Source organism: Aeromonas hydrophila subsp. hydrophila ATCC 7966, from assembly GCF_000014805.1.
Taxonomy (GTDB): domain Bacteria; phylum Pseudomonadota; class Gammaproteobacteria; order Enterobacterales; family Aeromonadaceae; genus Aeromonas; species Aeromonas hydrophila.
In genome coordinates this window covers 2861106-2874705 of the sequence record NC_008570.1, presented here as the reverse complement: position 1 = coordinate 2874705, position 13600 = coordinate 2861106, and the positions used below count along the sequence as shown (strand labels likewise).

Below are 13600 nucleotides of genomic sequence, written 5' to 3'. Positions count from 1 at the left end.
CTCCCCAGTACACTCCACAAGGAAAGCAAGATGATCCTCTCAACCACTCCCACCCTGGAAGGCAAGACCATTCGCGAGTACCGCGGCATCGTCGTGGGCGAAGCCATTCTCGGCGCCAACGTGTTCAAGGATCTGTTCGCCGGCATCCGCGACATCATCGGCGGCCGCTCCGGCGCCTATGAAAAAGAGCTGGCCCGGGCCCGGGAAATCGCCTTCGACGAGCTCAAGGAGCGCGCCGCGGCACTGGGGGCCAATGCGGTGGTCGGTATCGACATCGACTACGAGGTGGTGGGGCAAAGCGGCAGCATGCTGATGGTCAGCATCAGCGGAACCGCCGTGCTGGTTTAAGCCGGCGCCCCCCCTGCTTTGGCAAAGGCCGATAACCTGGTTATCGGCTTTTTTGTGGGTGCTGGCGGTGCCGCTTCCCTGGCCATCAGCGGAAAATGTGCCAATGCATGCTCATAACTTGTTGATTGCTATCTTTAATATTTTTTAATAATGGCCCGCTGCCGATTTCATCTTTTTTAACTGGGCGACGGTGAGCCGTCAGCACTAGAGTGTGTGCCATCAGGACGACATCCGGCACGGATGACATTTCATCTCTCTCAAGGCGTATCAAGATGCACAAGAAATCAGCTCTGTTGACCATCATCACCCTGGCCATCACCGCCCATGCTGGCAGCGTTGCGGCGGCCGTGCCCAACTTCAGCGCCAGCTGCCCCATGAATATCCAGGTCAAGGGAGAAGGGGGCAACGTCTACATCAACGGCAAGAAGGCCACCCTGAAAACCGATGCCCCCAATGCCTATTCGGCCCAGAGCGGCAAGATCATGATCGGCATCACCTCGGATTCCGCCACCAGCGAGCCCAGCATCGACTACGCCATCAAGCACGACAAGCGTGCCAATGGCATCTGTACCGTGCAATCCTGGTCGGCAGGCAAGGCGGCCGCATTGCCGATGGTCAAGGGAAACTCTCCCTATCAGGGCAAGTGGACCGCCAAGAACAGCGGGACCGGTCAGACCGTGGCCGAGATCAGGATCGACGGCAAGGAGCAGGTGTGGGTCAACGAGGTCAAGGTGAAAGCCAAGCGCACCGACGGTGCCCTGCAGTTTCGTCAGGGGATGATCCTCTATACCCTGCAGGGCGATCCCCGTGTGCGCAGCGAAAGCAGCTGGCAGGATACGGATGCCGGCTCGACCGGTCCTATCTCCTTTGAATAAATTCGTTTCCCCATTCCAATAAAAGCGACGCAGGCCATGGCCTGCGTCGCTTTTTTTACTGGTCTGCTAAGGGGCGCGCTATGAGCGGTTACACTCCGGCCAGGGTATTGGCTTCGCCGTACCAGTCCAGCTTGTCTGCCAGGGTCACCACCGAGCCGATGATGATCAGGCTTGGGCTCTCCACCTGAGTGGCCAGCTGCGCCAACTGCTGCAGCTTGCCGCGTACCACCCGCTGCTGCAGGCGGGTGCCCTGTTCCACCAACGCTACCGGGGTGTGGCCGGGCAGGCCGTGAGTCTGCAGCTCGTCCTGAATGCGGCCGGCATGGGCCAGCCCCATGTAGAAGACCAGGGTCTGGCGGGGGGTCGCCAGCGCCGGCCACTCCTGAGCGATATTGCCCTCCTTGTCGTGGCCGGTGATGAACTGCACCCGCTGGGCGTGATCGCGGTGGGTGAGGGGAATGCCGCTGTAAGCGGCGCAGCCCGACGCAGCCGTGATGCCCGGTACCACCGAGAAGGGGATGCCCGCCTCGGCCAGGGTCTCCAGCTCCTCGCCGCCCCGGCCAAAGATAAAGGGATCGCCCCCCTTGAGCCTGACCACCTGTTTGCCGAGGCGAGCCTGCTCCAGCAACAGCTGGTTGATCGCCTGCTGGGGCACGCAGTGGCAACCCGCCTCCTTGCCGACAAAGATCCGCTCGGCATCCCGGCGCACATGTGCCAGCACCTCCTGCGACACCAGCCGGTCATAGACCACCACATCCGCCTGTTGCAGCTGCTGCAAGCCGTTCAGGGTGAGCAAGCCAGCATCGCCGGGGCCAGCCCCCACCAGCGTCACGCTCCCCTTGCTCTGTTGTGGCTCATTCAATAGCTCGGCGACGCTCTCTTCGGCAGCCTGCTGCTGGCCCCGCGCCAGCTGGCATGCCAGTCGCTCATGGCTAAAGAGCCGCTCCCAGAAGCGGCGGCGGGCCAGTTTGTCCGGTATGGCCTTGACCCGCTCGCGCAGCTTGCCCGCCAGGGTAGCGAGCTGGCCGAGGTGTTGCGGCAGCAGGGCTTCGATTTTCTCCCGCAGCTGGCGGCTCAGTAGCGGCGCCGAACCTGCGCTGGAGATGGCCACCATCAGCGGCGAGCGGTCGATGATGGCGGGCATGATGGCGCTGCAGTGGGCCGGAGAGTCCACCACGTTGCAGAAGATCTGGCGCCGATTCGCTTCGTTGAAAACCTGCTGATTGACCTCGGGCTGGTTGGTGGCGGCGATCACCAGCCATTTGCCATCGAGCAGCTCGGGGTGAAAGTCGGCGGCGCAGACCGTGAGCAGTCCCTGCTCGGCCCAGCTCATCAGCTGGGGCTCGAGATGGGGGGCATTGATGGTCACCCGGGCTTTGGCATCGAGCAGCAGGCGCGCCTTGCGCACAGCGACTTCGCCACCACCGACGATAAGCACCGGCTTGTGTTGCAGCTGACAGAAGAGAGGGAGAAAGTCCATAACGGGCTCCGGATGCGGGTCCGGCAGCGGAGGGCTGCGCAGGACGAAAAGAGGAGAAGGGGTTGAGGTGCAGTGAGAGGAAAAAGGGGGAAGCGTGATCCACGCCCGGGCCAACGACAGATCCCCACCGGTTGTCGGCCACTATGATCAGCTTCCCCAAACGAGGTTTTTCCTATTGCACCGCTTTGACATGCATGTTGGCGACGTACTGATCTTCGGCCCAGAAGATGCGGTCAGCGACCATGGCTTCCGGGTTGAGGGTGACGCCGCGCAGCACCCGCTCCTTGAACTTGTGATAACCGGCCCGGTCGATGAGATGTCCCATGTGCAGGTAGATGGGCTTGCCATCCAGCATCTCGGCCTCAAACTCGAACAGGTTCTTGATCACCGCATGCAGTACCTCTTCGGTCACCCAGTTGAGGAACAGCTTGCCGGTACGAGGGGTTTTCTTGCTGGTGCGTCCCCCCAGTTTGACCATATAAAGTTGCTTGGGATCCCGCTGCCAGGCCAGGGTCGGGCAGGCCAGCACGCACTCGCCACAGCCGATGCATTTGCTCTCCTCCTTGACCGCCTTGCCATGTTTGATGGCGAGGCAATCCACCGCGTGGTGGCTGCACGCCTTGACGCAGGCGCCGCAGCCGATGCAGCGTTCGGCATTGAAGTGGATCTTAGCGATGCCAAGGATGCCGAAGTCGGCCATGTTGGCCTTGGCGCAGTCGTTGGGGCAGCCGGCGATCACCATCTTGAGGTGATAGGGGTTGGGGTAGAGGTGTTTCTCCATCCGCTGGGCTAGCCCGGTGCAGTCGATATTGCCCTTCTGGCAGATGGTGTTGCCCTGACAGGCGACGATGTTGCGCCCGCCGATGCTCTGGTAACCGGCGGTGGTGTCATCCACCTCTATGCCGCAGGTCTCTACCTCGATCTCCTTGATAAAGGGTTCGAGGGCTGCGTTGACCTTGTCCATGTCCTGATACTTGATGCCGGGCATCGCCAGCTTCTGGCGGGTGGTGAGGTGGATCAGGCCGTTGCCGTACTGTTCAGCGATCTGCTGGGCTACCGCCAGCAGGTGGGCGGGCATGATCCCGCCGGGAATACGTACGCTGATCATCGCTTCGCCGCGCACCTTGGAGAGGCGGTATTCGTTCTTGGCGCGGGCCTTGATGATGTCGATATCGAGACTCATGGTGTTCTCCCTCAGTCGATCAGATGCTGGGCCTGGTCAAAACGAAAGACCGGTCCATCCACGCAGATATAGGTGTCGCCCATCCGGCAGTGGCCGCACTTGCCGACGGCGCAGGCCATGCGGCGTTCGTAGTCGACCCAGATGCGCTCCTTGGGGATGCCGCGCTCAAGCAGAGCGAGCACCACGAAACGGATCATGATGGGAGGGCCGACCACGATGGCATGGATATCCTCCTTGTCAGCGAGATCCAGCTGATCGATGTAGTCGGTGACCCGGCCGATGCGAAACTGCTCACTCTCCTCACCCTCATCCAGGGTGACGATGAGATTCTGGCGCTCGGCCCAGAGCTGCATCTCGTGGCGATAGAGCACCGCCTGCTCGTTCTTGAAGCCGAGGATCATATCGAGGGATTTCACCTGTTCCGGGTGTTTGCTAAAGCGGCGCAACAGCCCCTTGACCGGGGCGACGCCGGTGCCACCCGCCACCACGATGAGGTGCTGGTTGCGGTAGGTCTCCAGCGGATAGCCGTTGCCGTGGACGCCGCGCATCCACACCTGGTCGCCCACCTCGAGGGCAAACAGCGCATCGGTTACCTTGCCGACCTTGCGGATCAACAGATCCACATAGCCATCGCCATAGTCGGAGACCGAGATGGGCGCTTCGCCTACGGTGGGCAGGGAGATCTCCACAAACTGGCCGTAGTGGACATCAAAGTCGCGGGATACCCGAAAGTTCCACTCCAGCTCGGTGTGGCGCTCGATGGCCAGAATGGTGTAGGCCTTGGGCAGCAGTCGGTTTTCGACCACGTCCTGCTGCTGTTCTGCTGTTGCGGTTTGCTGGCACTGGCACATATCAGTTCGCCCCCTGCGCGTGGTCGACCGCGATGGTCTGTTCGACCACATCGGTCATCTTGTTGATGATGTTGCTAAAGGAGATGTAGTGAGGGCAGCGATCGTCGCAGCGGCCGCAGCCGACGCACATGTGCTCCTCCCCCTGACGGGCCTTGTAGTCGTTGACCTTGTGCAGGGCGCGATAACGCAGGCGCTCGCCGTGCTTGGCGCGAAAACCGTGGCCACCGGCCATGTCACTGAAACCATCCACCATGCAGCTGGCCCACTGGCGGCGACGCTCGCCCTGCTTGGGATTCTCCGCATAGGTGAGGTCGTGCACGCTGTAGCAGCTGCAGGTCGGGCAGGAGGTGGTGCAGCGGCCGCAGCCGATGCAGCGGCTGTCGTACTCGTTCCAGACCGGATGGGCGGTGAGGATCTGGCGAATGCGCTTGGGATCGTCACAGACGCTGTCCGGAGTGCGTACCTTGACCGGGTTGCTCTGGACAAACTCCGGGGTGAAGTCGTCGGGCTCACCCTGTTCGGCAAAGTAGCCGAGCAGCTCTGGATCTTTGACCTCGATGCGAGCTCCCTCATCGCTCAGACGAATGGCGGCGGCGTAGTCCCGGGTCTCGTTGCTGCCCATGGAGACGCAGAAGCAGTTCTCGAAGCTCTCGCGGCACTCCAGCAGCACCAGCTTGAGCTTGCTGCGCAGCCGGGCGTAGTAGACGTCGCTGTTATGGCCGTTTTTCAGGTAGACCTGATCCAGTCGGCGCAGGGCGTGGATATCGCAGCTGCGCAAGAACAGCAGGGTGGGCTTGGCCTCCACCTTTGATTCGCGCAGCTCCAGATTGTCGAAGTGGAACAGGGTCTGGGTGATGGGGAGCACCACCTCTTTCGGGGAGAAGTGGGACTTCTCCTGCCACACCAGATCGGCCGGATGACGGATGCTGTGATAGGTGACGTTGTCGGTGTCGGAGAAGCGGCCGCCCCGATATTCGGCCGCGGGCGCCATGATCCGGTAATCGGGCAGCAGCCGCTCGAACAGCTGCGCCAGCGCGGGATGGGTGAGAAGAAACGACATAAATAAACACCTTGTATGAGGGCGAGATGCCCTGGCATAGGGATGAGGAGCAGACCGCTCAGAGTGTCTGGCACCTGTGCTGGCCGCGCTTGCCTCGCCACGGTCTGTTTTTATGACTCATGTTGCTCAACTGACCCGATTGTTGTTGTGGGCGGCGCGTGCGTCGCGGCAGGTCGGGTCATGCCTGTAAAACCCTTGTCAATTGAGCAGGGCGGCCTGATAGCCGGCGCACTTGCCCATCACGTAACCGAGCTCCAGCTTGTCGGGATCACGGGTAAAGCGGGAGACCGGGAAGTAATCGGCCGGCGCTATCACCTCTATTTGGCAGTCCGCCGGCGGATGGGCGATAAAATCGAGCGCCTCGTTGTAGCTGCGATCTCGCTGCTCCAGCGCCTGCGCCAGGGCGGGGCGAGTTTTCAGCAGGGTGCGGATCATCCAGGGGAAGGGCATCGGCTTGAGCCGATAGCCCAGTGGTTCGGAGAGGATCACCGTCAGCTGACGGGCGCCGCGCCGGTAGGCCTCGATCACCGGGATGGAGTCGGCCACCCCGCCATCGGTCATCGGCACCCCGTGCACTTCCGGGTATTCACGAGAGGCGAGGGGAATGGCGCAGCTGGCGGGCAGCACCTCGTTCATGTTCTCCGGTTTGACCCGGATGTACTCCGCCTTGCCGGTCAGGGTGTTGGTCACCACCGCGTAGAAGGGAATGCCGCTTTGCCGATAGCTGTGTACGTCCAGCGGGTACTTGCGACAGCTGGTGTGCCATAGCCAGTGGATATCCACCAGATTGCCCCCCTTGGCGAAGCGCAGCGGATCCATGAACTCCTGGCGGCAGGCCAGCTCGGTCAGAATGTCGTGGCTGCGACCATGCTGGCTGGCGAGATAGGCCAGCAGGTTGGTGGCGCCCGCCGAGACGCCGATGGCAAAGTCGAAAGGGTGGTAATCGTGCTCGATGAAGGCATCCAGCACACCGCTGGCGAAGATGCCGCGCATGGCGCCGCCTTCGACGACCAATGCGTGGGGAGAGATGGTTCTGTTCATATGTGGGCCTCATCGCTGAGCCGGCAGTGCCGAGTCGTGTCGAAAATGCCAGCGCGGGGCTGACGAGCGGAGTGGGGCCATTCTAGGCAGGGGCTGTTGTTCGGGATATCTGTCAATTTCAAATCAGTCGTTTTGTTTTTATGAACAAAAAGACCCAAGGTGACCACTTGTGACGTCCGCTGGAACTGGACTAGGATGGAGACGATTTTTGTCCGTCGGCCCCGGGAGCGGGGCCCCATCATCTCTGTCAGGGAGTACGCAATTCATGGCTCTGCTCAAACCGCCTGGGCTCAGGCCCGGCGATACCATCGGCTTTTTTTCTCCCTCCAGTGCGGCCACCGCCTGGGCGCCAAACCGCTTTGCCCGTGCCGGAGCGTTTCTGGAGGGGCAGGGTTTCAGACTCAAGGCGGGCAGCCTCACCGGTCAGCAGGATCACTGGCGTTCCGGCTCCATCGCCGCCCGGGCTGACGAGCTCAATGCCCTGATTCGCGATCCAGCGGTGCGCTGCATCATGTCGGTGATTGGCGGCAACAACTCCAACGCCTTGCTGCCTTACCTCGATTTTGATGCGCTGAGGCGCGATCCCAAGATAGTCATCGGCTACTCCGACGTGACGGCCCTGCTGCTCGGCATTCATGCCCGCACTGGCCTGGTCACCTTCTACGGGCCGGCGCTGGTGGCCTCGTTCGGCGAGTTGCCGCCGCTGGTGGACGAGACGCTGGCGGGCTTTCGCCAGATCTGCCAGACCGGTGGCGCCACCGTGCCCCACACGGTGCCGACCCCGGCGCAGTGGACCGAGGAGCGGCTTGACTGGGAGAACCAGACCCGGGCCAAGCAGTGCCAACCCAACCGACTGATCTCGGTGGGCTCCGGTCGGGTGCGGGGCCGGCTTATCGGTGGCAACCTCAATACGATGGCGGGGATCTGGGGCTCCCCCTATATGCCGGCCATCGAGCAAGGGGACATTCTGCTGCTGGAAGACAGCCTCCATTTGGCCGCGACGGTGGAGCGCTCGTTTGCCCACCTCAAGCTGTGCGGGGTGTTTGATCGCATCGGTGCCCTGGTGCTCGGCAAACACGAGCTGTTCGACTGTCAGGGCAGCGGCCGGCGGCCGCTCGATATCCTGCTGGAGGTGGTGGGGGAGCCGACCTTCCCCATTCTGGCTGAGTATGACTGCGCCCACACCCACCCCATGCTGACCCTGCCCCTTGGCATCGAGGCGATGCTGGATCTCGATGCCCAGCGTCTCACCCTGTGCGAGCCCTGGCTGGGTGAGTGAGCCTGCTCCGGCTGCCATGGCCGGATAGGCAAATAAACAAAGAGGTCGCCTGGGCGACCTCTTTGTCATCTGTCCCGCGATAGCGGGTCTCAGGGCAGGGCGTCGGGCCGGAAGCTGGCGCGGATCTGCGGCACCAGGGGGGCGACATCGAATCCCTTCTCTTCTCCCAGCACCGGGTGGAGCAGGGCCAGATCCGGGATGGGGGTCATGTCGCCCGCCAGCAGCTGGCGAGTGGCCTGGCCCATCTGATAGAGCTGGCGCACCGGGGCAAACTGGGTCGCCAGATTGAGGGGGTCATCGGCGCGGGCAAAGGCCATCATGGGGATCTGGTAGCTGGCATCGCGGGGCGGCTTGTCGCCGTGAATGCCCTTGCCGGCGGACATCAGGAACGGCTGGTGATCGCCAAACGCCACCACCAGGTAGCGTTTGCCTGAGCGATCCAGGCTGGTCAGCAGATGCTCCAGCGACGCCATGGCATCCACCACGCCGGTGTAGTAGGTGTTGAGCAGCTGGCGATCGGCGTCGCTCTGATCCGGGCAGGCTTTGTCGAGCTGCTGGGCCTGGTAGCGATCCCCGTCGAAGGGGCCGTGCCCCTGCATGGTGACCGCGTAGGCAAACAGCGGTTTGTCATCCTGCTCGCTGCGCTTGAGCAGGTGCTCGATTAACGCATCATCCGAGATATAGAGCCCCTTATGTTCGAGTGTGGTGAAGCGGGTGTCGAACCAGCGCTCCTCATAGCCAAGGGCCGGGATCGCCTTGGCGCGGCCCCAGAACTTCTCCACATAGGGGTGGGCAAACAGGGTCTGGTAGCCACTTTGCTTCGCACTTTGCGCCAGGCCCGGCACCTGCTCCGAGAGGTAGTAGTAGGGCACCACCCCCTGTTTGAGCAGCCCCACCGGCAGACCGGTGTTCATCTCGAACTCCGCCAGTACCGTCATGCCGCCAGTGGTGGGGGAGTGGATGGTCTTGTGCCACTGCTGCACGCTGGCCGGCAGGCTCAAGGTGGGGGGCGGCGCGCAGATCTTGCCCTGCCAGCCGAGCCAGAGGGATTCATATTGCAGCACGATCACCAGATCGAAACGGGGCGGCTGGCTCAGGCTGACGTGGCTGAGCTGAGGGGTGAACTCGTTGATCTGCAAGGGATAGCGAAACACGCTGCCGCTTTGCAGCATCTCGTCCACCAGGTTGAACAGATAGAGGCCGGGCCCCGAGCGGATGATGTCCCTGTGGTAGTTGACCGCTCTGTCCACGTAGCGAATGTTGGGCCCCAGCAGCTTGTTGCCGGTCTGGGTGGCGAACACGCACAGCGCAAAGAAGGCGGCGGTGGCGGCCAGGGTGCGCAGGATCCAGCGCGACAGGGCGAAGCGCCAGCACAAGAAGAGGGCGAGCGCACCGCCCAGCAGCGGCAGCACCGGGTGCTGCTCCAGCAGGATGCGCAGCAGCGCCACCAGGTTGCCGAGATCGTCCCCCCCGAGCGGTACCCCGTAGATGGCGATCTTCATGAAATTCGCCAGCAGCCCGATGCCGGACAGCGCCGTGAACACCAGCCCCATATAGAGGTTGAAGCCCGCCAGCGCGCAGAGGCTCCAACCCAGCACCATGCTGCCCCAGGCCAGGTAGTAGTGCTCCGGGCGAAAGCCTGACCAGAGCAAAAATTCCCCCAGCTTGAACACCACGAAGCCGTGCAGCAGCACGAAGGTGAGGTTGCCGAGCAGCAGGCTGCCGGCGATGCGCCAGCGCAGATTGCGCCTGAGGCTGGGCAGCACCACCTTCAGCACGGCGGCGCTCAGGGCCAGCACCAGCAGCAGACTGGTGCAGAGATAGGTGAGGTTGAACCCCCGCTCCGGCAGGGTCTGCAGGATCTGGCTGAATTCACCGCTCTCGGGCCTCTCCTTGAGCAGCAGGCCGATCCGCAGCTGATAGCGGCTGGCCAGGGCGTCGTCGGGGGCACGCAGGGTGCTGTTGAGATCCAGGGTACAGCGCCCCTTGCGGCACTGCTGGCGCTTGTCCACCGGCTGGCTCAGCTGATCGATGCGCTCGCCCCTCTCATTGAGCAGCTCCACCCTGACCTTGTCACCCTCCTGCAGCGGCCCGCGCAACTGCCACTGGCTGCGAACCACCAGATAGAGGCCGCGGCTGTCGCTCTTGTAGAGCAGGGCGTGACGGGTGAGGGTGGCGATGGGGTTGTCCGCCGGCCCCAGCACCAGCGGCTGGGCCCGACCGAGCCAGCTGGCGGGGTTGATCTGCGGCAGCAACAGGGTCAGCAGCAGCAGCGCGGCCAGCAGGGCGAGCAGCACGGCGGGCAGAGCGGGCACCCTGGCTGACAAGCGCGCTGAAGTGGGGGCTTTCATATGGGCTCATCCTTTGAGCGAGTGGCAATGAAACATGGCTGCTGCATTTAATTTGACCCGATGGTGATGGGCTTGTTCCTTGTTGTCAATTTAATGACCGGACAATGAACATTGCGTGACCGTGAAACCATGCAAACTGTGATCCCGATCCGGGGGCCGCACTCATTCTGTGATGAAAGCGTCATCATGACGCTTTGCCACTGGCCTGCCCCTGCCTTGCTGCTTAGTCTCTCAATATGGATGGAGGTACATGTATGAATCCCAAAGTAGCGGCACGTCAGGCAAGATTGCTCCGCATGCTGGAGAGCAAACAGGAGATCCGGATCGGGCGCGAGCAGGACTGTCCCTTGTCCGTGGCCAAGCTGGTGCGACTCAAGGAGGATCATCCGGCGGTGCTCAAGGTCTATCGTCACGGCCTCACCGCCGAGGTGTTCCACCTCAAGGTGGAGGGACATCACTGGTGCCTGAAGCGGCGCCGGCACGACTCCCTGGTGGCCAACGTGGACGGCAGAACCGCCTTCCTGACCGAGCTGGAGCGCCGCCGCGAGATTGAGGCCCTGCGGGAGTTGCACCCCACCATCCTGGCCAACGTGGTCTGTACCTGTTTTGGCTCGGCCCGCGCCGGCGTGCTGGTCTCCCCCTGGCTGCGGGGCGTGCCGGTGCATGAACTGAACGAGCGCAACCTGGCGCAGATGCTGGCGGTGCAGGCGGAGCTGGCCCATTGGGGCTGGTTCGACTGGGATCCGAGCCCCGGCAACCTGCTCGACGACGGTCAGCAGATCAGCGTGTTCGACTTTGGCTACATGTGGCCCTTTGACCCCCGCCATGAATTCAACTCCAACGGCCTCACCGATCCCGCATTTCACGTGCCGGAGCGGCTGGAGACCCGCACCCTCTCGGGCCTGTGGCTCGACGAGCCGGATCCGCTGCCGCAGTTTCGTTACTGGCGCGGCCTGTGTATCAATTGGGCGCAGCGGGAGCTGCAACACCTGACCCGGGAGGGGGCGAGTGCACCCGTGCTGGCCCGCTTGCAGAGCCTGCTGGGGGAGTGGCGTTCGGCGCTGGCCAGCGAGGAAGCGCTGGCTGCCAACTGGTGGCGCGACATGTATCGCAGCCACCGGCTCGACATTGCCGACGATCTCAGCGGCAAGAGCTGCGGCCCGCTCACTCTGCGCCGGCTCGACTGGTTGCAGCAGGCGGTGACCGAACACTTCGCCGAGCTGGTGGACAACCTGGGCCCCGACGAGGCGGGCTTAAGTCAGGTGGCGCTGCTGAGCCGGCTGGAAGGGCTGCGCGAGGAGATCCGGGCCAACCTGCTGCCGGTACCGACCCTGGTGGGCTAGGGAGAACCGCACTTAGATTCCATCTGCGTATCACCCTAAATAAAAAGAGGGGCCAGCCGGCCCCTCTTTATTATTTCCATGCGGTGTCAGTACATCAGTCGAGCAGCTCCTGGTGGAGGCGGTTGACGATATGGCCCGCCTCGTCTTCCTTGACCAGGAAGCAGAGGTTGTGGGCGCTGGCGCCGTAACAGATCATGCGGATGTTGTGCTCGCGAATGGCGTCAAAGACCTGACTGCCCACCCCGGCCGCCTCGCTCATCCGGTTGCCGATGAGCGCTACCAGCGCCAGCCCCGTCTCCACCTGCACCTTGCACAGCTGGCCAAGCTCCGCCAGCACCTTGTCACCGAGGATGGGCTCGCCGTTGCTCTGGCTGCCGGTGTGATCCAGGGTCAGTGACACGCTCACCTCCGAGGTGGTGATGAGATCCACCGAGATGCGGTGGCGGGCCAGGATGCCGAACACCTCGGCCAGAAAACCGTAGGCGTGGAACATGTTGAGGCTGTGCAGGGTGACCAGCACTTGGTTGCGGCGCAGGGCCACGGCGCGAAACAGCGGATTGGTGCGAGTGCTGGCGCGGATCCAGGTGCCGCCAGCGGCCGGATCCTTGCTGGAGCCGACAAACACCGGGATGTCCTGGCGTACCGCTGGCTGCAAGGTGGCCGGGTGCAGCACCTTGGCGCCGAAGGTGGCCATCTCGGCCGCCTCCACGAAGCTGATTTCGGGGATGGGACGGGCCCGGGTGACCAGGCGCGGATCCGTGGTGTAGATACCGGGTACGTCGGTCCAGATCTCGATGGTTCCGGCGTCGAGTGCCTCGGCCAACAGGGCCGCGCTGTAATCAGAGCCGCCGCGGCCCAGGGTGGTGGTGCGCCCATCGCCGTCGGCACCGATAAAGCCCTGGGTGATGATGAGGCTGTCGCCAAGCAGCGGGCCCAGCGCGGCCTGGCAGAGGGCGCGGGTGGCGGCCAGATCCACGCTGGCCTTGCCAAAGCGGCTGTCGGTGCGCAGCAGCTGGCGCGCATCCTGCCAGCAGGCTTTCACGCCGCGCTGGCGCAGCAGCTCGGTAAAGAGGCGGGTGGACATCAGCTCGCCGCAGGCGATGAGGCGATCCGCCAGTTCGGCATCGGTGTGCAGATGAGCCTGGCGTGCCATGGTGCGGATCTCGCCGAGCTGGCCGTGGATGAGGTCACTCAGATCGCCAGGATCACCCAGCTCGGTCAGAATGGCCTGCTGGATCTCGGTGAGCCTGGCAAGTTGCGCCTCCTGGCCCGCCTCGTCCAGATCACCCTGAGCCAGTGCCACCAGCAGGTTGGTGACGCCGGCGCTGGCGCTCAGCACCACCACCCGGGTGGCCGGGTTGGCCAGCACCACCTCGGCGCAGTTGTTCATGGCTGCCGCGTTGGCGACGCTGGTTCCGCCAAACTTGGCGACATTGATCGGGCTCATTGCTTACTCCTGTCTTAATATGAAAATCCGGATCCATCGGGCAAAAAGAGAGGAGGAGGCTGAAAATGGCAGGAATGATCGAAGCTATCCCGGCCAGAAGCACTCCACCCGCAGAGCCCATCCCGTACCCGCCCCTGACGGGGCGCGGTGGGGGATGACCACTACCGATGACAACCCGGGGGATTCAGCCCCCGCAGCCGACACTGAGGTATCCAGTTGCCTCAGATGTCTCGGCGCTGCTCCCCCTGACCCAAGTTCACCGGACACTGGTGTCCTCCCTCGGGCTGCCTGGGCAGCGCTCCTCTTCTGGCTCCACCAGGGCGGTGGAGTGCATTTAGAAAT

General features: G+C 63.1%; 12 protein-coding genes and 1 riboswitch. Of the genes, 4 read left to right on the top strand and 8 right to left on the bottom strand.

Translation table 11 applies throughout. The annotated features are described in order from the left end of the window. Nucleotides 1-30: 30 nt before the first annotated feature. Entirely contained in the window at nt 31-348 is a 318-nt protein-coding gene (locus tag AHA_RS13040; protein WP_011706400.1) for a heavy metal-binding domain-containing protein, read from the top strand. Between the two features lie 85 nt (nt 349-433). Here AHA_RS13040 and AHA_RS13035 read toward each other — a convergent pair whose 3' ends face one another. Then, entirely contained in the window at nt 434-595 is a 162-nt protein-coding gene (locus tag AHA_RS13035; protein ID WP_164927669.1) for a hypothetical protein, read from the bottom strand. A 25-nt stretch (nt 596-620) separates the two neighbouring features. On the opposite strand from AHA_RS13035, the gene AHA_RS13030 reads away from it, so the two are divergent. Then, nucleotides 621-1223: a lipoprotein gene (locus tag AHA_RS13030; protein WP_011706399.1), complete on the top strand. Its 603-nt coding sequence runs from the start codon at nt 621-623 to the stop codon at nt 1221-1223. Nucleotides 1224-1311: 88 nt separating this feature from the next. On the opposite strand, the gene cysG is transcribed toward AHA_RS13030, so the two are convergent. From cysG to AHA_RS13005, 5 genes are all read right to left on the bottom strand, one after another. Continuing rightward, entirely contained in the window at nt 1312-2703 is a 1392-nt protein-coding gene (gene cysG / locus AHA_RS13025) for a siroheme synthase CysG (RefSeq protein ID WP_011706398.1), read from the bottom strand. A 172-nt stretch (nt 2704-2875) separates the two neighbouring features. Next, entirely contained in the window at nt 2876-3886 is a 1011-nt protein-coding gene (gene asrC / locus AHA_RS13020; protein WP_011706397.1) for a sulfite reductase subunit C, read from the bottom strand. A gap of 11 nt (nt 3887-3897) precedes the next feature. Then, nucleotides 3898-4737 (bottom strand): anaerobic sulfite reductase subunit AsrB, encoded by an 840-nt coding sequence (asrB, locus tag AHA_RS13015; RefSeq protein ID WP_011706396.1) that lies wholly within the window; start codon nt 4735-4737, stop codon nt 3898-3900. A 1-nt stretch (nt 4738) separates the two neighbouring features. Then, nucleotides 4739-5797 carry an anaerobic sulfite reductase subunit AsrA gene (gene asrA, locus AHA_RS13010; RefSeq protein WP_011706395.1) on the bottom strand — a complete coding sequence of 353 codons (1059 nt, stop codon included), beginning with the start codon at nt 5795-5797 and terminating at the stop codon, nt 4739-4741. Nucleotides 5798-5995: 198 nt separating this feature from the next. Further along, nucleotides 5996-6838 carry a patatin-like phospholipase family protein gene (locus AHA_RS13005; protein ID WP_011706394.1) on the bottom strand — a complete coding sequence of 281 codons (843 nt, stop codon included), beginning with the start codon at nt 6836-6838 and terminating at the stop codon, nt 5996-5998. Between the two features lie 265 nt (nt 6839-7103). On the opposite strand from AHA_RS13005, the gene AHA_RS13000 reads away from it, so the two are divergent. Next, nucleotides 7104-8117: a S66 family peptidase gene (locus AHA_RS13000; RefSeq protein ID WP_011706393.1), complete on the top strand. Its 1014-nt coding sequence runs from the start codon at nt 7104-7106 to the stop codon at nt 8115-8117. Nucleotides 8118-8206: 89 nt separating this feature from the next. Here AHA_RS13000 and AHA_RS12995 read toward each other — a convergent pair whose 3' ends face one another. Further along, on the bottom strand, nt 8207-10468 hold the full coding sequence (locus tag AHA_RS12995; protein WP_011706392.1) for an LTA synthase family protein: 2262 nt from the start codon (nt 10466-10468) through the stop codon (nt 8207-8209). 254 nt (nt 10469-10722) lie between these two features. Between AHA_RS12995 and AHA_RS12990 the strand changes: the two genes are divergently transcribed. Then, nucleotides 10723-11811: a protein kinase family protein gene (locus AHA_RS12990; RefSeq protein ID WP_011706391.1), complete on the top strand. Its 1089-nt coding sequence runs from the start codon at nt 10723-10725 to the stop codon at nt 11809-11811. 94 nt (nt 11812-11905) lie between these two features. Here AHA_RS12990 and lysC read toward each other — a convergent pair whose 3' ends face one another. Next, nucleotides 11906-13258: a lysine-sensitive aspartokinase 3 gene (gene lysC, locus AHA_RS12985; protein WP_011706390.1), complete on the bottom strand. Its 1353-nt coding sequence runs from the start codon at nt 13256-13258 to the stop codon at nt 11906-11908. An 89-nt stretch (nt 13259-13347) separates the two neighbouring features. Next, nucleotides 13348-13572: riboswitch (Lysine riboswitch) on the bottom strand. Nucleotides 13573-13600 lie beyond the last annotated feature (28 nt).